This is a genomic window from Streptomyces sp. NPDC102437 (assembly GCF_044765565.1).
Taxonomy (GTDB): domain Bacteria; phylum Actinomycetota; class Actinomycetes; order Streptomycetales; family Streptomycetaceae; genus Streptomyces.
Map to the genome: position 1 here is coordinate 46,773 of NZ_JBIWKI010000032.1, position 19,609 is coordinate 66,381.

At 71.3% G+C, this 19,609-nt stretch carries 11 protein-coding genes; 1 reads left to right on the forward strand and 10 read right to left on the reverse strand.

The genetic code is table 11. The features are described 5' to 3' along the window. Window positions 1-10: 10 nt before the first annotated feature. Window positions 11-910, forward strand: a complete 900-nt coding sequence (locus ACIRJP_RS31475) for an SCO0930 family lipoprotein (RefSeq protein WP_404181401.1) — start codon at window positions 11-13, stop codon at window positions 908-910. Between the two features lie 35 nt (window positions 911-945). Here the strand turns inward: ACIRJP_RS31475 and ACIRJP_RS31480 are convergent, their stop codons facing one another. The 10 genes from ACIRJP_RS31480 to ACIRJP_RS31525 all read right to left on the reverse strand — a co-directional run bounded on the left by ACIRJP_RS31480 (window position 946) and on the right by ACIRJP_RS31525 (window position 19,538). Further along, window positions 946-1,704 carry a thioesterase II family protein gene (locus tag ACIRJP_RS31480; protein WP_404181404.1) on the reverse strand — a complete coding sequence of 253 codons (759 nt, stop codon included), beginning with the start codon at window positions 1,702-1,704 and terminating at the stop codon, window positions 946-948. Then, the gene (gene asnB / locus ACIRJP_RS31485; protein ID WP_404181407.1) at window positions 1,685-3,526 is read right to left on the reverse strand and encodes an asparagine synthase (glutamine-hydrolyzing); all 1,842 of its coding nucleotides are present in this window, start codon (window positions 3,524-3,526) and stop codon (window positions 1,685-1,687) included. Before asnB (ACIRJP_RS31485) ends, ACIRJP_RS31480 begins: the two co-directional genes overlap by 20 nt. Before the next feature lie 37 nt (window positions 3,527-3,563). Continuing rightward, on the reverse strand, window positions 3,564-4,307 hold the full coding sequence (locus ACIRJP_RS31490) for a methyltransferase domain-containing protein (protein WP_383713779.1): 744 nt from the start codon (window positions 4,305-4,307) through the stop codon (window positions 3,564-3,566). Between the two features lie 44 nt (window positions 4,308-4,351). Continuing rightward, a complete protein-coding gene (locus ACIRJP_RS31495; RefSeq protein ID WP_404181410.1) occupies window positions 4,352-5,125 on the reverse strand; it encodes a class I SAM-dependent methyltransferase in 774 nt (257 codons plus the stop codon). A gap of 92 nt (window positions 5,126-5,217) precedes the next feature. Continuing rightward, window positions 5,218-6,486 (reverse strand): MFS transporter, encoded by a 1,269-nt coding sequence (locus ACIRJP_RS31500; RefSeq protein WP_404181413.1) that lies wholly within the window; start codon window positions 6,484-6,486, stop codon window positions 5,218-5,220. 22 nt (window positions 6,487-6,508) lie between these two features. Beyond that, complete coding sequence (gene asnB, locus ACIRJP_RS31505) at window positions 6,509-8,329, reverse strand: asparagine synthase (glutamine-hydrolyzing) (protein WP_404181416.1); 1,821 nt, start codon at window positions 8,327-8,329, stop codon at window positions 6,509-6,511. Beyond that, window positions 8,329-9,480 (reverse strand): GNAT family N-acetyltransferase, encoded by a 1,152-nt coding sequence (locus ACIRJP_RS31510; protein WP_404181419.1) that lies wholly within the window; start codon window positions 9,478-9,480, stop codon window positions 8,329-8,331. Before ACIRJP_RS31510 ends, asnB (ACIRJP_RS31505) begins: the two co-directional genes overlap by 1 nt. Continuing rightward, the gene (gene panD, locus ACIRJP_RS31515) at window positions 9,477-9,896 is read right to left on the reverse strand and encodes an aspartate 1-decarboxylase (protein WP_266735773.1); all 420 of its coding nucleotides are present in this window, start codon (window positions 9,894-9,896) and stop codon (window positions 9,477-9,479) included. Before panD ends, ACIRJP_RS31510 begins: the two co-directional genes overlap by 4 nt. 49 nt (window positions 9,897-9,945) lie before the next feature. After that, on the reverse strand, window positions 9,946-14,949 hold the full coding sequence (locus ACIRJP_RS31520; RefSeq protein WP_404181422.1) for an amino acid adenylation domain-containing protein: 5,004 nt from the start codon (window positions 14,947-14,949) through the stop codon (window positions 9,946-9,948). Next, complete coding sequence (locus tag ACIRJP_RS31525; protein ID WP_404181425.1) at window positions 14,946-19,538, reverse strand: amino acid adenylation domain-containing protein; 4,593 nt, start codon at window positions 19,536-19,538, stop codon at window positions 14,946-14,948. Before ACIRJP_RS31525 ends, ACIRJP_RS31520 begins: the two co-directional genes overlap by 4 nt. Between the last annotated feature and the right edge of the window lie 71 nt (window positions 19,539-19,609).

Below are 19,609 nucleotides of genomic sequence, written 5' to 3' on the forward strand. Positions count from 1 at the left end.
AGGGATACGCATGCGTAAATTCACCTACGTCCCGGTCGTTTTCACGGTAGCCGCGGTCATGCTGACGGCGGCCTGCACGAGCTCCCAGGGCACGGCGGCGACCACCACCGGCTCCGCCGGGCGCACCGCCTCGACGGGCAACGGTGCGCAGCCCTCGCAGGCGGGCCGCCTCAGCGTCTGGAAGAGCGAGCAGCTGGGCCCGGTCGTGACGGACGGCGCGGGCTTCACCCTGTACCGCTTCGACAAGGACACGGCGAAGCCGCCCGCTTCCCGCTGCGCGGGCGACTGCGCCACGGCCTGGCCGCCGGTGCTCGCCGACGGCGCGAGGGCGGGCCGCGGTATGGACCCCGGGCTGCTCGGCTCGGTGAAGCGCGCGGATGGCACCACGCAGCTGACGCTCGCCGGATGGCCGCTGTACCGCTACGCGCAGGACACGGCGCCCCGGCAGACCCGCGGGCAGGGCGTCGGCGGCACCTGGTTCTCCGCCGCGCCCGACGGCACGAAGGCGAAGGCGCAGGCACCGGCGCAGGAGGAGCCCCCGAGCAAGCCGAAGGACCTGCCCGCGCTGTCCACGGTCGACGACGAGGAGCTCGGCACGATCGTCCGCGACGGCAAGGGGCGTACGCTCTACCGCTTCACCAAGGACACCGCCTGGCCGATGAAGTCCAACTGCTCGGGCGCCTGTCTGGAGAAGTGGAAGCCCGCCGAGCTCGTCGACAAGAAGGACATCAAGGGCATCGACCCGAAGCTGATCATCCCGAACAACCGCCCCGACGGCACGAAACAGCTCACCATCGACTGCTGGCCGCTCTACTGGTACACCGGCGACGAGCAGCCCGGTGACACCAAGGGCCAGGGCGTGAACGGCACTTGGTTCACTGTGCGGCCCGACGGCAAGCTGGCCAAGTAGTCGGGCCGGCCCGGTCCGGGACCGGGCCGGCACACTCAGGACAACCGGTCGTCCTGGCCGGGGAGCCCGGCCAGGAGCGCGCCGAGCTCCCCGGCCAGCCGGTCGGTGTGGGTCATGTAGAAGTAGTGGCCTCCCGGAACGAGACGGAGCGTGAAGGAGACCGAGGTGTGCGCGCCCCAGGCCGAGAGTTCCGGGACGGTCACTCCCGGATCGTCCATGCCCTGGTAGGCGATGACCGGCACGGGGAGCGGGCCGCGGTGTTCGTACACGTACCCGAGGCCGAGCTCGTTGTCGCGGCGCGTCTGGCGGAGCAGGATGTCGTGCAGGGCCTTGGGCATGGACTCCCAGTCGAGTTCGGACGGCCAGAAACGGCGCATCCCGTCGAGGACCTCTTCGTCCGAGAGCTTGTCCAGGGCTTCGAAGGGCGGGGCCACGTCGGGCGGCTGCCGGCCCGAGACCAGCAGTGCGCGGGTCGGCGGTAGGCCTCGTTCCAGGAGCTGCCAGACGAGTTCCAGCCCCACGATGGTGCTGAAGCAGGTCGCGAACACGGCGTACGGGCGCCCGGCGATGCGCGGTTCGAGTTCGGCCGCCAGCTCGGCCGCGAGGCCGGGCACGGTGAGTTCGCGCGGCGCCCGCGTGCGGCGGCCACGGCCCGGCAGGTCGGGAACCACCAGGCCGGTGCCGGCGGGCAGGGCCTTGCGCAGCTGGGCGAACATGCCCGCGCCCCCGCCGCCTGCCGGAAGCGCCACGACCAGCGAGGTCTCCGCGGGCGCGTCAGACGTCGAGGGCGACATCGTAGGTTTCGAGCCAGTTGTTGATCTCAACGAGACCCTCCAGAACGATGCGTCCCCCCGCGAGGGAGTCCGGTCCGCCGGCGCCGAGCTCCGCGACCGCCGCCTGGTTGAGCAGCGCGGTGAGCGGGGCGTCCGGCCGTCCGGCGATCTTGCCGAACTCGGCGACGACCGAGGCGTCGTAGGCGGGATCCTGGGTGCGCGGGAAGTGGCTCTTGCGCCGGCCGAGCACCGTGTCCGGCAGCAGATCGCGCGCGGCGGCCCGCAGCAGGCTCTTCTCGTGCCCGTCGAAGGTCTTGAACTTCCACGGCACGTTGTAGACGTACTCGACGAGCCGGTGGTCGCAGAACGGGACGCGGACCTGGAGGCCGGCGGCCATGCTCATACGGTCCCGCCGGTCGAGCAGGATCTGGGAGAATCGCGTGAGGTTGAGGTAGGTGATCTCGCGCATCCGCCGCTCCGGGCGACTCTCCCCCGCCAGGACGGGCACCTCGGACAGGGCCTCCTCGTAGCGGCGGGCGTGGTAACCGGTGATGTCCAGCTCGGCGTAGAGGGCGGGGTCCATCAGGCCCGCTCCGGAGGCGTCGTCCTCGGAGTGCCGGGCCAGCCACGGGAAGGTGTCGGCCTCGACGACAGCGGGGTCCTGGAACCAGCTGTACCCGCCGAAGAGTTCGTCGGCGGACTCGCCGGAGAGGACCACCGCGCTGTGTTCTCGGACCGCACGGAAGAGCAGGTATCCGGAGGTGCTGAGGTCGCCCATGCCCATGGGCAGGTCCATCGCCCGCAGGACGCCCGCGCGGGCGTCGGCGTCGGTCAGGCTGGAGCTGTCGAGCACCAGGGTGGCGTGCTCGGTTCCGCAGTGGTCCACGACGTCCCGGATGAACGGTCCGTCGGGTGTGGCCCGCATGTGGCTGGCGCGGAAGTGGTCGGCATACCCGACGAAGTCCACGGAGAACGTGGCGAAGGGGCCCCGGCCCTGCTCGGCGGACCAGGAGGAGGCCAGCGCGGTGAGCGTGCTGGAGTCCAGTCCGCCGGAGAGCAGCGAGCAGACCGGGCCGTCGGCCACCAGTTGCTCGCCGACGGCTCCGGCGAGCAACTCGCGCACGGTACGGACGGTGGTGTCCAGGTCGTCGCCGTGCTCCGCAGCGGTCAACTGCCAGTAGCGACGCGTCCGGACGCCGCCTGGGCCGATGCGCAGCACATGGCCGGGACGCAGCTCGTTCAGTCCGTCCATGATGGCGTGGCCGGGGGTCTTGCCGGAGGAGATGATCTCCCGGAGCCCGTCGGCGGTGAGCCGCCGCTCCAACTGTCCTTGCTCGAACACCGCCTTGGGCTCGGATCCGAACAGCAGGAAGGAAGCGCCCCGGTGGTAGTAGAGCGGCTCCACCCCCATGCGGTCGCGGACCAGCAGCAGTTCCTCGGTGCGCAGGTCCCAGAGCGCGATGGCGTACATGCCGACCAGGCGGTCGACGAACGACTCGCCCCACTCCAGGTAGGCACGGGCCAGGAGTTCGGCGGTGCCCTCGGTGCGCAGCCGGTGCCCGCGGCCCTTGAGTTCGGCCCGCAGGTCCACGGCGTTGAAGACGGTCCCGGTGCAGACGGCCGCCACCAGCTCGGCGCCGTCCTCGGCGACGACGGTCACTTCGTCGCTCCCGCCCGGGTCGGCGGCTGCGAGCCGGGTCCGGCCGAGCGCCGCATGGCCGGTTGTCCAGTGGCCGGAGCCGTCGGGACCGCGGTGGGTCAGACTCTGTGTCATCCGCCGGACGGTGCCGTCCTCGGCGGTGAGGTCGCGGGTGAAGTCCACCCAGCCGGTGATGCCGCTCATCTGATTCCTTCAGCAGTGTCGAAAAAGGGGCCGTGCGTCACTTGAGCGCCAGGAATCCCTCGAAGCAGACGTACTTCTGGACGGTCATCACATCGACGAACCCGGCCCGGGAGAGCAGATCGAGGTTGCCCTGCGTGGAGAACGGCTCAAGGACCCGCTTGAGGCTGCGGCTCTTTCCGACGATGTCGTCCGGGGTGTAGCCCTGTTCGAGTTTGTACTCGGTGTAGAGCTGGGTCATCACGTCCTGGAAGCGGGCGTCGGGGCCGCGGACCTTCTCGAACATCAGTAGTGCGCCGCCCCAGTTGAGAGCCTGGTAGATCTCGTCGACCACTGTCTGGCGGAACTTGGGCGGCACGAACTGCAGTGTGTAGTACATGACGACGAGGTCCGCCTTCTCCCAGGTGACCTGGGAGAGGTCCTGGTGCTGGATCTCGATGCTGTCGATGTCGCGGCACTTGCGCCGAGCGATGGTCACCATGTCCTGCTCGCAGTCGACGCCGATGATGCGCGGCGACTTGTGCGCGTGCCTGCGGGCGAGACGCTCGGTGAGGCTGCCGGTGGAGCAGCCCAGGTCGTAGACGGTGCTGTCGGGGCCGACGAAGAAGTCGGAGAGTCGCTCCACGAGTTCGTGGCCGGTGTCGTACAGCGGAACGCTCTTGGAGACATGGCCGTCGAAGTTCTTGCTCGCTTCGCCGGCGAAGTTCCAGCCGGCGTTGGACGCCTGTATGCCGTCGCCCACGACGGCCGCGGCGGGTCCGTTCAGTTCGGTCGGTGCGGTCATTTCGGTACCTTCCGTTGAGGGGGTGGAGCAGAACGCGCGGGAACTCAGTCCTCCTTGGTCGCGACCCAGATGAGGTAGTCGGAGGCGGACCCGAAGGGCCGCTTGTCGTAGCCGCCGTAGGTGCGCTCCAGCCGGAAGCCCGCCTGCTCGATCAGCCTGCGCAGTTCGGCGGGGTGGCGGTAGTAGAGCGTCTGCGTGGAGTGCCGCCGCTCCAGTACCAGGCCCTCTTCGTCGAGCGTCTCCGTGATGCGTCGCCGGGTGGCGATCTGGCGGACCTCGTCGACGCTCGACGCGTCCCAGATCGCCACTCGCCGGCCGGTGACGGGGTGGCGCACCTCGCAGGTGAAGCGGAGCCTGTTCTGCATGTCGGCGACGGCCGGCGCCCGCAGTACGGGCACCCCCGCCGCCCAGCGTCCGCCGGGGGCGACATGGGCGCGTACGGTCTCCAGGGCCGCGCTCAGCGCGTCGTCGTCCTCCAGGAAGAACAGCGGCTGGCCGCCCATCGTCACGAGCGGGAACTCCCGCTCCAGGCGCGCCGTGCACATGTCGCCCTCGATGAACGACACGGTTCCCTCGATGCCTTGGTCCTTGGCCTTGGCCCGCGCCCTGTCGAGCATCGCGGGGGCCAGGTCTATGCCTACCGCCTCGCCCGCCGCACGGGCGAGCGGCAGGGTGATCCGGCCGGTGCCGCAGGCGAGTTCGAGTACCGGACCGCCGGTCTCCTTCGCCAGGTCGACGAAGAACCCGACGTCGGGCTGGTCGACGCGGAAGGGCAGTACGTCGTAGACCTCCGCCTCCAGGGCGAATGCCGCAATCATGTCCGAGCTCATTGTTCCTCGTTCCTCCGGGTTCCTGTGCGTCCCTGGCAAGGGCTTTTTGCGGGGCCTGCGGGCGGAAGGCGCCGCGCGGGTCACGCCTCCTGGGCGGGCATCTTCCGCAGGCCGCGCAGCGGTGACAACGTGCTCCAGACGATGGCGGTCATGGACCCGATCGCGCCGACGAGCAGGGTGGTGCGCAGGCTGGTCGCCTCGCCGAGCACACCGCCGGCGAAGACGCCGACCGACACCAGCCCGTAGCCCAGGAAGCGGTACGTCGCGTTCACCCGTGCCAGGAAGGCCCTGGGGGTGTAGGCCTGCCGGACGCTGGTGATCATGATGCCGCCGATGGTCCAGCCGTACCCGGCGACCGCGAAGCTGGCGATGAGCCAGGGAATCGCGATGGCGTGGCGCTCCGGGCTGAACGCGACCAGCGCGAACGGGATCGAGGCGATCACCGAGGAGGCGATGATGACGCGCCCCGGTCCGATGCGCTCGCTCAGCCGGCCCACGGTCATCGAGCCCACGAGTCCGCCCACCGCGGCGGCGGAGACGACGGCGCCCATCGTTCCGGCGCTCAGGCCGATCTCCCGGATGGCGAACAGCGGGAACATCGCCACGACCCACTGGCTGAACATGTTGAAGAGCGCGCCGATGCCCACCAGCGAGCGCAGCACCGGATCCCCGAAGGCCATCACGAGCCCCTCCTTGAGGGAGGTGAGGCCGTTCGGCCTGTGCTCGGGCTGCTCGGGGACCTTCTCGTCGATCTTCATCGCGGCCAGGCAGCCGCCCGAGACGAGGAAGCTGAGCGCCTGTCCGAGCAGGGTGATCGGCGCGGTGAGCCACTGCACGAGCACACCGGCGAGGCCGGGCCCGCCGACCTGGGCCACCGAACCCGACGCCTGGAGAAATCCGTTGGCTTTCACCAGCTGTTCCTGCGGCACGACGCTGGGGAGCACGGTGGTGTAGCTGATGTCGAACACCACCGTGCCCGCGCCGAGCAGGAAGACCGCGGCGATCAGTATCGGCAGCGTCAGCAGGTCCGTCAGCGCGAGCGACACCACGGCGATCATCAGCGCCGCGCGGGTCAGGTCCGCCGTGATCATCACAGGTATCCGCCGGCGGCGTTCGATCCAGACACCGGCCCACAGCGAGAACAGCAGGAACGGCAGCCAGCGGGCCGCACCGATGATGCCGAGCTCCCCCGCGTCGGTCTCCAGGACCAGGATGGCCAGGAGCGGGAGCGCCATTTCGCTGATCTCGTAACCGATGAGCGCCGCAGACTGTCCGGTCCAGAGCTTCACGAAATTGCCCTGCCGGGTCAGCGGCGGGTGGGCGGGTTCGATGCTCTTCTCTTCTTGCACTGCAGTGGCTCCAAGTGGATGGTCAGGCGGTGAATGAGACGTTGTACGTACGCAGCCACCGGTCGACCTCGATGAGCGGCAGCAGGAAGTGAAGATTGTCGGCCATGGTCAGCATCTTGGTGTCCCCGTAGGCGAGTTCGCGCACCTTGGCACCGTCCAGCATTCCGGCCAGTGGTGAATCACGGTCCGCCACGAGCGCGTCGAGGGCGGCACGCTGTGCCTCGGCGTGGGCCGGGGCGAAGGTCGCCGGATAGCCGCTCTTGCGCCGCATCAGCACCGACTGCGGCAGCAGGTCCTCGGTGGCGGACCGCAGCAGGCTCTTCTCGCGCCCGTCGGAGACCTTCATCTTCCACGGGACGTTCCATACGTATTCCAGGAGCGTGTGGTCGCAGAACGGGACCCGCACCTCCAGGCCGACGGCCATGCTCATCCGGTCCTTGCGGTCCAGGAGGTAGAGCAGCGGGCCCTGGAGGCTCAGGTGGAGGACCTCGCGCATCCGCGCCTGAAGGCCCGACTCCCCCGGGAGCCTCGGCACCCGGGCCAGCAGGGTGCGGTAGCGGTCCTGCTCGTCGTCCTGCGGGCGGATCCGCGCGGTCACGTCGGGGGCGAGGCAGTCGGTGAGCCTGGGCGCGTTGCCGAGCCAGGGGAAGGTGTCGCCGAAGACGCTCGCGCGGTCGAAGAACCACGGGTAGCCACCGAACACCTCGTCGCCCGCTTCGCCGGACAGGGCGACCGTGGAGGTCTTCCGGATCTCCTGGAAGAGCAGGTACATGGAGGTGTCGAACTGACCGAGGCTGGGCATGTCGCGTGCCGCCAGCGTGGCGGGCACGCAGTCGGGCAGCACCGCCGGGTCCAGCGTCACCATGGTGTGGTCGACACCCAGGTGGCGGGCGGCGGCCAGCGCGAAGGGGGTGTCCCGTTCCGGGCGCAGGGCGGTGGCGCGGAAGTCCTCCTCGGCACCCTCGAAGTCGACCGAGTACGAGCGCAGCGCGTCCGGTCGGTTGCGGGCGGCGAGCGCGGTGATGGCGCTGGAGTCCAGACCGCCGGAGAGCAGGGAGCACAGCGGTACGTCGGCCACCATCTGGTGGGCGACGACATCCTCCAGGATCTCGCGCACCCGGCTCACGGTGGTGGGGTAGTCGTCCCGGTGCTCGCGGCTGACCAGGCGCCAGTACGGGGTCTCGTGCGCCCCGGAGCGGTCGACGCGCACGAGATGGCCCGGCTGGACCTGCCTCATGTCCGTGAACGGCGTCTCCCAGGGCATGGCCAGGCGCGGGTTGAACAGGATGGGCAGCTTCGCCTCGCTGGTGCGGGCGGTGAAGAGCGGGTTGGCGAGGATCGCCTTGGGCTCGGATCCGAAGAGCAGTCCGCCCTGGTAGGCGTGGTAGTAGAGCGGCTTCACACCGAGCCGGTCGCGGACGAGGATCAGCTCCTCGCGCCAGGCGTCCCAGATGGCGAACGCGTAGATGCCCTGGAGCCGGTCCACGAAGCCGGCCCCCCACTCCAGGTAGGCGTGCAGCACGACCTCGGTGTCGGAGGAGGTGCGGAAGTGGTGGCCGCGGCCGGTCAGTTCGGCGCGCAGCTCACGGAAGTTGTAGAGCTCACCGCTGTACGTCAGCACGACGGGCGCGTCGGAGCCCCGGCGCCGCGTCTCCATGGGCTGGGCGCCGCCCGCCGGGTCGACGACCGCGAGCCGGCGGTGGCCCAGTGCCACATGAGGGCCGAGCCAGATCCCGGAGTCGTCGGGGCCGCGCCGGTGCATCGAGCCGGTCATGGCCTCCACGGTCGTGCGCTCGAGACCGGGATTCCGGGTGAAGTCGATCCAGCCGGTAATGCCGCACATCACAGAGCCCCTTCGCTGCGTTTGAGTACGTGACCGCTCTGCCGGGCCGGCAGCCCGGTCAGGAAGGCGTCGAGATGGACGAGGCGCTGGCCGTCGACACCGGGGCACTGCCAGCGCAGGTCGAGCCGTGGCGGCCGCTCGTCGTCGTGGAAGTGGACGGCCTGGAGTGCGCCGCCCTCGTCGAGGGTGAGCATGGGGTTGGCGACCAGGAAGTCCCGGACCTCGGGGCTGTCGCACAGGACCCGCACCAGCAGCCGCCGGTCGCGGAAGTGGTTGGGCGGCAGGGAGACGTGCGGGTGCATCTTCCGCTTGAACTGGAAGGTGCCCTTGCTGAGGAACGGCTCGCCCCCGGACAGGTCGACCCGGGTGAAGCCGTGCTCGGCTGCCCATTGGAGGATCAGGATGAACAGCGCCATGTAGGTGCCGGAGCGGTACGCCTCCTGCGAGCCGCCGTCGACCCCGGCGAGGCGGATGACCAGGGTGCGCCCCTCCAGCCGGCACAGCATGCCGGCGACCCGGCGGCCGGACTCGCACAGGAAGAACATCGCGCCGTGCCGGAAGACGCACGTCCGGGCGCTCTCCTTGGCCTCCGAGCGGGCGGCGTCGCCGTGCCGGCGGCCCATGGTCGGCAGGTGCATGTGGTCGTAGAAGGAGTCGAAGTCGGCTTCGTCCCGCGAGACTTCGAGGGTGCGGACCCGGGAGCGCAGCTCACGGGCGTGCTGCTGGCGGGCCTTGCGGGAGATGCGCCGGAGCACGGCGGCAGCGGGGTCGTCTGCGGCGTCCAGGGGCACGGTCAGGGTGATCCGGAACGGCAGCAGCAGGCTGTGCCGGGGCAGCGGGGCGGGCACCCTGCGCCGGTGGTGGCCGACGGCGAGGATGTCCGTCTTCGCGGCGGCCCGGCCGTCGGCCAGTTCCGCCCAGGAGGTACCGGACCGGGTGCGGACCGAGGGTGTTCCGCGCCGCTGCTCCAGGAAGGGCAGTACGTACGTCAACTCGTGCTCCAGGCCCGCGTACGCCAGCACCGGGCCGTGGCCCTGGGGCACCGAGAGGGTGAGCCGTGGCCGGGCCAGCGCCTCGGTCACTCCCCGGGCCGCCAGGACGAGCGGGCCGCCGCCGTTGTTCCAGACGTACCGCCAGGAGTGTGGGATCACCGACTCTCCACAACGTCGCCCGCTGTCAGGCCGTGGCCCTCGGGCACCCCGGACAGGGACGGTTCGAGGGAGTCGACCCTGTTGTCGGCGTCCACGAAGACCACGCTGGGCTTCATCGAGCGGGCTTCCTCGTCCGTGACCTGGGCGTACGAGATGATGATGACGAGGTCGCCCTTCTGCACGAGCCGGGCCGCCGCGCCGTTGACCCCGATGACGCCGCTGCCGCGCTCGCCCTCGATGACGTACGTCTCCAGGCGGCTTCCGTTGTTGATGTCGACCAGGTGGATGAGTTCGCCGGGCAGCAGGTCGGCGGCGTCCATGAGGTCGGCGTCGATGGTCAGCGAGCCGACGTAGTTCAGGTCGCACTGGGTGACCGTGGCTCTGTGGATCTTCGACTTCAGCATCGTCCGGAACAAGGCGGGCGTCCTCTCGAATTCACTGCGGTTTCAATGGGTTTGGGCCGTGTCACTCGGTTGCCAGCAGGAGCCGCACCTCTTCGTCCGACATGCGCAAGATCTCCAGCGCCGCCGCCGCCCGCCCCTTCAGGTAGCCGCGCGGGGCGAGTTCTTCGAGCGCGGAGGCCACGCCCCCGGGGGTGGGGTCGCAGTACAGCGCCCGCAGCGGCAGGGTCACCGCGAGCAGCCGGTTGATCCGGACGAGGAGCCGGGCCGCGAGCAGGGAGTGGCCACCGAGGGCGAAGAAGCTGTCCCGGGTGCCGACCGGGCGGGCCGGCGAGAGCACTTCGGTCCAGAGCGTGACGAGCAGCTCCTCCAGGGCGTCGCCGGGCGGCGGGCCCCCGGCCGCGGCGTCGGTCCCGGTGTCCGCGGGGGCGGGCAGCGCCCGGTTGTCGACCTTGCCGTTGACGGTCAGGGGCAGGGCGTCCAGGGCGACCAGCGCGGACGGAACCATGTAGTCGGGCAGCCAGGTGTGCAGCTCGCGCAGCAGGTCCTCATCGGGCGGCGCGATGTCCGCGGGGGTGTAGTAGCCCACCAGGCGCTTGTCGCCGGGCACGTCCTCGCGTACGAGGACCGCGCAGCCGGTCACGCCCGGCAGGCGGGCCAGGGCGGCCTGCACCTCGCCGAGCTCCACCCGGAAGCCCCGCAGTTTGACCTGGTGGTCGCCGCGGGCGAGGAAGAGCAGCTCCCCGTCCGGGAGCCTGCGTACCTGGTCGCCGGTGCGGTAGAGCCGTCCGCCGACGGCACCACTGAGGGTGTCGGGAACGAACTTCTCGGCCGTCTGCCCCGGGCGTGCCAGATAGCCGCGGGCCAGGGCCTGCCCGCCGAGGAGCAGTTCCCCGGCGACGCCGACCGGTACGGGACGCAGCGCCTCGTCGACGACGTACACCGGGCAGCCGGCCAGCGGGCGGCCGATGGTGGGCGGCCCGTCGCCGGTGATGGGGCGGCCGGTGACGTTGTTGGTCTCGGTGGGTCCGTACACGTTGTACGCCCGCCAGGGGCCGGCGGCGAGGCTGCGCCACAGGCTCTCGGAGACCGCCTCGCCCGCGACGATCACCCGCATCGGGTGCGGGACCCGGCCGAGGCCGTCGGCGAGGACGAGCAGCTCGGCATGGGACGGCGTGCAGTCGAGGATGTCGATGTGCTCGCGGGCGAGCAGTTCCACGAAGCGGTCCGGGTCCTCGCGGACCTCGTCCGGGACGATGACCAGCGTGGCGCCGCGGAACATCCAGCCCAGCTGCTGTACCGAACCGTCGAAGAACACCGGCGCGTTCATCGTCACCCGGCGCGGCGGTTCGCCGTCCCGGCCCAGCAGCGTGCCCAGGGCACGGAACATCCGGGTCTGGGCGCGGTGCCCCATGGCGACGCCCTTGGGGGTACCGGTGGAACCCGAGGTGTAGATCACGTACAGCAGCCGGTCGGGCGTGCCGCGGAGGGCCGGGCGCGTGGGCGGGTACGCCGTGAAGTCCTCGTCGGCGTCCAGGCGCAGCTCGGGGCAGTGGCCGGCGAACCGGCCCTCGTGCCGGGACTGGGTCAGCACGGCGGTGGCCCCCGCGTCCCCGAGCATGAAGCTCAGCCGGTCGGTCGGCAGCGACGGGTCCAGCGGCAGATAGGCGCCGCCTGCCTTGAGCACGGCGAGGAGGCCCACGATCATCTCCACCGACCGCTCCAGGCAGAGCGCGACGACGGTCTCGGGTCCGGTTCCGAGCCCGATCAGCCGGCCGGCCACCCGGTTGGCGCGTTCTTCGAGCTCCCGGAAGGTCAGCGTGTCCGCCCCGCAGACCACGGCGACCGCCTCCGGCGTCCGGTCGGCCTGCTCCTCGAACAGCTCGTGTACGCACTTCTCCTCGGACAGGTCGAGGTCCTCGGCGTTCCACCCCACCAGGAGCTGTGCGCGTTCGGCGGTGCCGAGCATGTCCAGCTCCGGCACCGGCGCGTCCAGGTCGTCGGCCAGCGCCGTGAGCAGGCGGATGTAGTGCCCGGCCATCCGGCGTGCGGTAGCGGCGTCGAAGAGGTCGGTGCTGTGGTTGAGCGCGCCCCTGACCTCGTCCCCTTCCTCCTTGATGTCGAGAGTGAGGTCGAAGCGGGCCGTCCGGGGGCGGATGTCGAGGACATCGAGGGTCAGGCCGCCGCCTCGCGCCGAGGAAGCGGGGAGGTTCTCGAAGTCGAACATCACCTGGAACAGGGGGCTGCGGCCGAGGTCCCGTTCCGGCTGCAGTTCCTCCACCAGCCGGTCGAAGGGGACGTCCTGGTGGTCGTACGCGCCCAGGCAGTCCTCCTTGACCCGGGCGAGGAAGGAGCGGGCCGTGGGGCTGCCGGTCAGGTCGGCGCGCAGGACCAGGGTGTTGACGTAGAACCCGATGAGAGGGTCCAGTTCGCTGCGCGAGCGGTGCGCCACCGGCGTACCGACCACCAGGTCGTTCTGGCCGGTGTACCGGGCGAGCAGGATCTCGAAGCCGGCGAGCAGGACCATGAACAGGGTCAGCCCCTCGGAGCGGCAGATCTCCCGCAGCCGGCCGGCCAGTTCGGGCGGCAGGACGAACTCCTCGTCCCGGCCTTGGAAACTGGGCTCGGCGGGCCGCGGCCGGTCCGTGGGGAGATCCAGCAGCGGGGGAACTCCGGCGAGCCGCTCACGCCAGTGGTCGAGCTGGGCCGTGACCTGGGCGGAACTCTGCCGGTCCGCTTCCCACAGGGCGTGGTCGGCGCATTGCACGGGCAGTGCGGGCAGCGCCGCGCCGCCCGCGTAGAGGTGCGCGAGCTCCTGGACCAGGATCCGCACCGACCAGCTGTCGAAGACGATGTGGTGGACGGTGAGCAGCAGTACGTGCTCGGCGGGGCCGACACGGAGCAACCGGCCGCGCAGCAGCGGACCTTCGGCCAGGTCCATGGGCGCGAGGACGGCCGCGTCCGCCCGGCGGCGCAGCTCCGCCTCGTCCAGCTCCGGTACGTCCTCGACGGGCAGCGGCACCGGGGCCGGGGCGGTGACGACCTGGTGAGCGGTGCCGTCCACCGCCGGGAACACGGTCCGCAGGGCCTCGTGCCGCGCGACGATCCCCGACAGGGCCGTGCGCAGCGCCTCCGGGTCCAGTGCGCCGCGCAGCCGGATCGTCAGGGGCAGCCGGTAGGCGGGGCTCTCGGGCTGGAGCTGGTCCAGGAACCACAGCCGTTCCTGGTTCGCCGTCAGGGGCACCGGCCCGGTGCCGGTGCGCGGCAGGACGGGGGGCGTGGCGGCGGATCCGCCGGAGTGGACGAGGGCGGCGAGGTCACCGATGCGGGAGTTCTCCAGAACCGTGCGCGGTGTGGTCTCGGCGCCGAACTCGGTGCGGATGCGGGCGGCCAGCCGCATCGCCAGGAGGGAGTGGCCGCCGAGGGCGAAGAAGTCGTCGTCCGGCCCGACGTGCCCGATGCCCAGGAGCTCGGCGACCAGTGCGGCCAGCCGCTCGTGGGCCGGGTCGGCGAAGCCGGCGCAGTTGTCTCGCGTCGACCCGTCCGGGGCGGCGCCGGGGGCAGGCAGCCGACGGTGGTCGATCTTGCCGATGCCCGGTATCCGCGGCATGGCGTCCAGGGTCACAACCGTGGTGGGGAGCATGTAGCCGGGCAGCCGGCCGGCCAGCGCCGTCCTGATCTCCTCGGTCCGCGCCGGTGTGCCGTCGGTGGTGACGTAGGCGGTCAGCCACGACGCGTCCGCGTCGCCGTGTGCGAGGACCGCCGCTTCGGCGATGTGCGGCAGGCCGGTGAGCGCGTGCTCGATCTCGCCGGGCTCGATGCGGTGGCCCCGGATCTTCATCTGCCGGTCCATTCGGCCCACGAACTCGACGGCGCCGTCGGCGCGCAGGTGGACGCGGTCCCCGGTCCGGTACAGGCGCGCGCCCTTCTCGCCGCTGAACGGATCGGGCACGAAGCGCTCGGCGGTGAGGTCGGGGCGGCCCGCGTATCCCCGGGCGAGCCCGATGCCGCCGATCAGCAGCTCGCCGCGACCGCCGGGAGCCACTTGGCACAGCTCCTCGTCGACCACATAGGTCCGTACGTTGGTGATCGGCTCCCCGATGGGCACGGACGGCCCGTCGACCGGGCGGCCGGCCGGGTACGAGGTGGCGTTGACCGTGGCCTCGGTGGGTCCGTAAACGTTGTGGAACGCGACGCCGGGCAGCACCTCGCGGCACCGCAGGACGAGTTCGTGACGCAGGGTCTCGCCGCCCGTGAAAATCCACCGCATCGCGATGCCGTCGAACTGTCCGGTCTCCAGCAGGGTGGAGACCACCTGCGGGGTGAGGTTGACCGCCTCGACCCGGTGGGTGACCATCAGGTCCCGCAGTTCGAGTCCGGCCGCGGTCAGGTCGGGCGGTGCCATGACCACGGCGCCGCCGCTCGCCAGCGGGGCGTACAGATCGATCATCGCCGCGTCGAACGCCACGGAGGTGCCCTGCAGGAAACGGACCGGGTGGCCGCCGAGCAGCTCGGTGGTCAGCCAGCCCACGTGGTTGACGATGGCCTCGTGGGTCACCATCACGCCCTTCGGGACGCCGGTGGACCCCGAGGTGTAGATCATGTACGCGAGGGAGCCGGGCAGCGCGTCGCCGGCGCACCGGGCGACGGATCCGGCAGTCGGCAGCGGCTCGTCCTGGTCCACGCAGATCACGGCCGGTGCGTCGAGGTCCTCGGCCAGGCCCTGCCGGGTCACCACGAGCCGTGCCCCGGAGTCGGCGAGCACGAAGGCGATCCGGTCGGCGGGCGTGTGCAGCGGATCGACCGGCAGGTACGCGGCACCGGCCTTGAGGATGCCGAGCATCGCGACGACCAGGTCCACAGACCGTTCCAGGCACAGGCCGACGACGTCCTCCCGGCCCACGCCCTGCCGGCGCAGCCGGTGGGCCAGCCGGTTGGCGCGTTGCTCCAGTTCGCCGTAGGTCAGCCTCTCCTCGTCACCGATGACGGCGACGGCGTCGGGCGTGCGGTCGGCCTGGCGCTCGAAAAGTTCGTGCAGCAGGCTGCCGGCGGGGTTTTCGTCGGTCACCGCGAGATTCCGTTCAGCTGGGAGACAGGTGCGTCCGGGGCCCGCAGCATCTCCGCGATGACCTGGGCGTAGTCGGCCAGCAGACGCCGGGCCGTGGCCGGTTCGAAGAGGTCCGTGCAGTACTCCAGTGCCACGGCCACCGCGTCGTCCCGCTCCTTGACGAGCAGCGACAGGTCGAAGCGGGCCACCCCCTGCTCGGCGTCGAGCTGGTCGACGGTGAGCCCGGTCAGCTCCGGTTCGTAGTCGGGTGTGTTGGCGAGGGCGAACATGACCTGGACGAGCGGGGAGCGGCTGGGGTCGCGGGGCGGCCGCAGCTCCTTGACGAGCTCCGCGTACGGCATGTCCTGGTTGGCGTACGCGCCGATCGCCGTGTCACGCACCCGGTCCAGGACGTCGAGGACCGAGGGGTCGCCGCTCAGGTCGGTGCGCAGCACGAGGGTGTTGACGAAGAAGCCGATGAGCGACTCGATCTCGACGCGATTGCGGTTGGCGACCGGGGTTCCGACGACCACGTCCTCCTGGCCGCTGTAGCGGGCGAGCAGGATCTTGAAGGCGGTCAGCAGGACCATGAACATGGTGACCTCCTCCCGCTTGCACAGCTCCCGCAGCCCCTGTGTGAGTTCGGCGGGCAGCACGGTCATCTCGTGCACGCCCCGGTGCGACTGGACGGCGGGGCGGGGGTGGTCGGCGGGCAGCTCCAGGACCGGCGGCGCGCCTTCGAGCGTCTCGCGCCAGTAGTCGGCCAGGTCCTCCAGCACACCGTCGGCGAGCCAGTCCCGCTGCCATACGGCGTAGTCCCCGTACTGGACCGGGAGTTCGGGGAGTTTCGGGCCGCGACCCTCGGTGCGGGCGGCGAAGCACTCGGCGAGTTCGCGCAGGAAGACGCCGAACGACCAGCCGTCGAACACCGCGTGGTGGATCGTCAGGACCAGGACGTGGTCCTGGGGCGAGACCCGGAGCAGGCAGGCCCGTACCAGCGGCCCCTTCGCCAGGTCGAAGGGGGCCCGGGTCTCCTGTTCGGCGCGGGCGAGCAGCGCCTGACGGTCCGCACCCGGCATGTCCACCTCGGACCATGGGAGCGCGAAGGTCTCGTCGACCACCTGGCGGGGTCTGCCTCCCACGGAGGGGAAAGTGGAGCGCAGCGCCTCGTGCCGGGCGACGACGTCCTCCACCGCGCCGCGCAGCAGCCCGGCGTCGAGGGTGCCGCCCAGGCGCAGGACCAGCGGCTCGTTGTAGGCAGCCGTGCCGGGGCGCAGCTTCTCGAAGAACCACAGGCGTTCCTGGGCGATGGCCAGTGGCAGCGGCTCGTCGCGCGGGGCGCGCGCAATGGCGAAGAAGTCGAACTCGTCGGGGCTGTCGGCGCCCGCGCTCTCCACGGGCCGGCCGGCCAGCACGGCGGGCAGGAACGCGGCGACGGTGCGCGCGGTGAACAGGGCGCTCAGCGGCAGGTCGACCCCGAACGCGGAGCAGACCCGGGAGATCAGCGCGACGGCGAGCAGCGACTGTCCGCCGAGTGCGAAGAAGTCGTCGTGGATGCCGATCCGCTCCGCGGGCAGGTCCAGGACGTCGGCGTACAGGTCGACGAGCTGCTGCTCCTGGTCGGAGCGGGGTGCGACATAGGTGTCGTCGGCGCCGGAGCGCTGCTCGCCGGGGGCGGGCAGCGCGTTCCGGTCGATCTTGCCGTTGGCGGTCTGGGGCAGCGCGTCGAGCTGGACGAGCAGCGCGGGGACCATGTACTCCGGCAGCCGTTCGGTCAGCCACTGGCGCAGGTCCGACGTGCGGAGCTCGGGCTCGGGCGCCGTGAAGTAGCCGATGATCCGGGCGTCGCCGGGCCGGTCCTCGCGCAGCACCGCGACGGCGCTGTCGACCTCGGGGTGCTGGAGCAGCACGTTCTGGATCTCGTTGAGCTCGATCCGGAAGCCGCGCAGCTTGACCTGGTGGTCGGAGCGTCCGAGGAACTCCAGGCGGCCGTCCGCGCGGTACCGCACGATGTCGCCGGTCCGGTAGAGCCTGCCGCCGTCGCCGCCGTACGGGTCGGGCACGAAGCGCTCGGCGGTCAGGGCGGGCAGGCCGACGTAGCCGCGGGCGACGCCCCGGCCGCCGATGCAGAGTTCGCCGGGCACGCCGAGGGGAACGAGCTCCATGGCCCGGTCGACGACGTAGACCCGGGTGTTGGCGACGGGCCGGCCGATCGGGACGGTGGCCCCGGCGCCGGAGGCCCGGTCCAGTGCGGTGGCCAGGGACCACACCGTGGTCTCGGTCGGTCCGTAGACGTTGTGGACCCCGGCGACGAGCGGCAGCAGCCGGTCCAGCAGTTCCGGCGGCAGGGCCTCGCCGCCGCACAGCACTCGCACCTTCGGGTCGCCGGCCCAGCCACTGTCCAGGAGCATCCGCCAGAGGGAGGGCGTCGCCTGCATGACGGTGGCGCCGCAGGCGGTGATGAAGGGGCCGAGGAGACGGCCGTCCGAGACGGTCTCGCGCTCGGCGAGGACGACGGTCGCCCCGCGGGCGAGCGGGCCGAGCAGTTCGAGGGCGGCGATGTCGAAGGCAGGGGTCGTGACGGCGAGCAGCCGGTCCCCGGGGCCGAGGCCGATGTCGTCGCAGAGGCCCTGGATGAGGTTGACGATGGCCCGGTGCTCGATCGCGACGCCCTTGGGCACACCGGTGGAACCGGAGGTGTAGATGACGTACGCGAGGGAGCCGGCGCCCGCCGCGGCGGTGGGGGAACCCGTCGGCGCCGGGTCGTCGTCCATCCGGTCGACACTCAACGTGGCTGTGTCTTCGGGGAGTTGCGGGGCGAGCCGGTCCTGAGTGAGGACGAGGCGGGTGCCGGAGTCGCGCAGCATGTGTGCGAGGCGCGGCTGCGGCTGGGCGGGGTCCAGCGGGAGGTAGGCCGCACCGGCCTTGAGGACGGCCAGCAGGGCGGTGATCAGCTCGGGGCCGCGGTCGCAGTACAGGCCGACGACGGACTCGGGGCCCACGCCCCGCTCGGGCAGCCGGCGGGCGAGCCGGTTCGCGGCGTCGTCGAGCTCACGGTAGGTGAGGCCGACCTCCCCGTGGACGACGGCGGTGGCGTCCGGAGTACGGGCGGCCTGGGCCTCGAACAGACCGTGCAGGGTCTCGGGGGCGCCGGGCCAGGAGCGCTCGGTGGCGTTCCAGCCCTCGGCCAGCAGTCGCCGCTCCTCGGCCGGGATCAGCACGAGGGAGGAGATCCGGGCGCCCGGCTCGGCGTCGGCCAGGGACCGCAGCAGCATCAGGTAGTGGTCCCAGAACCGCAGCACCGTCTCGCGGTCGAACAGGTCGGTGGCGTACTCCAGTCCGCCGACGACCTCGTCGCCCTCCTCGCGCAGGAACGCGGACAGGTCGAACTTGGCGACGCCCGGCTCGACCGGGAGCGGCCGGACGGCGAGTCCGGGCAGCTCCGGCTCGTGCTCGGGGGTGTTGGCCAGGGCGAACATGACCTGGACCAGCGGGGAGCGGCTGAGGTCGCGCTCCGGACGCAGCTCCTCCACCAGCCGGGCGAACGGCAGGTTCTCGTTGGCGTAGGCGCTGATCGCACTGGCCCGGACCCGGCTCAGCAGTTCACTGACGGTGGGGTCGCCGCCGATGTCGGTGCGCAGTACGAGGGTGTTGACGAAGAAGCCGATCAGCGGCTCGATCTCCGCGCGGTTGCGGTTGGCGATCGGGGTGCCGACGACGATGTCGTCCTGGCCGCTGTAGCGGGCGAGGAGTACGTCGAAGGCGGCCAGCAGGACCATGAACAAGGTCACGTCCTCGCGGGCGCACACCTTCCGGAGCCCGTTGACGAGGTCGGCGGGCACGGCCACCAGTTCGTGGGTGCCCCGGTGGGTCTCCACGGCCGGGCGGGAGCGGTCGGCGGGCAGTTCGAGGACGGGCGGCGCGCCGTCCAGGGTCTGCCGCCAGTGGTCGATCAGCTCCCCGAGGACCTCGCCATCCAGCCAGTCTCGCTGCCACTCGGCGAAGTCCCCGAACTGGACGGGGAGTTCGGCGAGCAGCGGCGGGCGCCCCTCGGTGCGGGCTGCGAAGTACTCCGACAGCTCGCGGGTGAACACGCCCACCGACCAGCCGTCGAAGACGATGTGGTGGAAGGTCACGACCAGGACGTGGTCGTCCGCCCCCGAGCGCAGCAGGCAGGCCCTCACCAGCGGGCCCTTCGCCAGGTCGAAGGAGGTGCGCGACTCCTCCTCCGCCCGCGCCAGTACGTCCTCTTCGCTCAGCCCCGCCACGTCCACCACGGTCCACGGCAACTCGATGTCGTCACGGATCACTTGGCGAGGGCGCCCGGCCACCGAGGGGAAGACCGACCGCAGCACCGCGTGCCGCGCGACGACGTCGCCCAGCGCGGCGCGCAGCACCTGCGCGTCGAGCGCACCGCTCAGGCGGAGCGCCAGCGGCACATGGTAGGTGGGCTGCTCGGGGTGCAGCTGCTCCAGGAACCACATCCGTTCCTGCGCGAGGGAGAGCCGGCTCTCGCTCCTCGCGGACTTTTCGATCGGCGCGTCACTGGGCCGGTCGAGCCCGCGGCTGCGGAGCAACTGCAGAAAGAGTGCGTCGCGGTCCTGGGACATGCCAGGGCTCCTTTCGTCGTGCGCTGATGGACCGGGCCCGCCCGTCATCGGGAGCGGGCCGCCGGGGTGGG

Bases quoted from the DNA above. Each gene is read 5' to 3' on its own strand.
- ACIRJP_RS31475 (WP_404181401.1), top strand. From the start codon at position 11: ATGCGTAAATTCACCTACGTCCCGGTCGTTTTCACGGTAGCCGCGGTC.
- ACIRJP_RS31480 (WP_404181404.1), bottom strand. From the start codon at position 1,704: ATGTCGCCCTCGACGTCTGACGCGCCCGCGGAGACCTCGCTGGTCGTG.
- asnB (WP_404181407.1), bottom strand. From the start codon at position 3,526: ATGAGCGGCATCACCGGCTGGGTGGACTTCACCCGCGACCTCACCGCC.
- ACIRJP_RS31490 (WP_383713779.1), bottom strand. From the start codon at position 4,307: ATGACCGCACCGACCGAACTGAACGGACCCGCCGCGGCCGTCGTGGGC.
- ACIRJP_RS31495 (WP_404181410.1), bottom strand. From the start codon at position 5,125: ATGATTGCGGCATTCGCCCTGGAGGCGGAGGTCTACGACGTACTGCCC.
- asnB (WP_404181416.1), bottom strand. From the start codon at position 8,329: ATGTGCGGCATTACCGGCTGGATCGACTTCACCCGGAATCCCGGTCTC.
- ACIRJP_RS31525 (WP_404181425.1), bottom strand. From the start codon at position 19,538: ATGTCCCAGGACCGCGACGCACTCTTTCTGCAGTTGCTCCGCAGCCGC.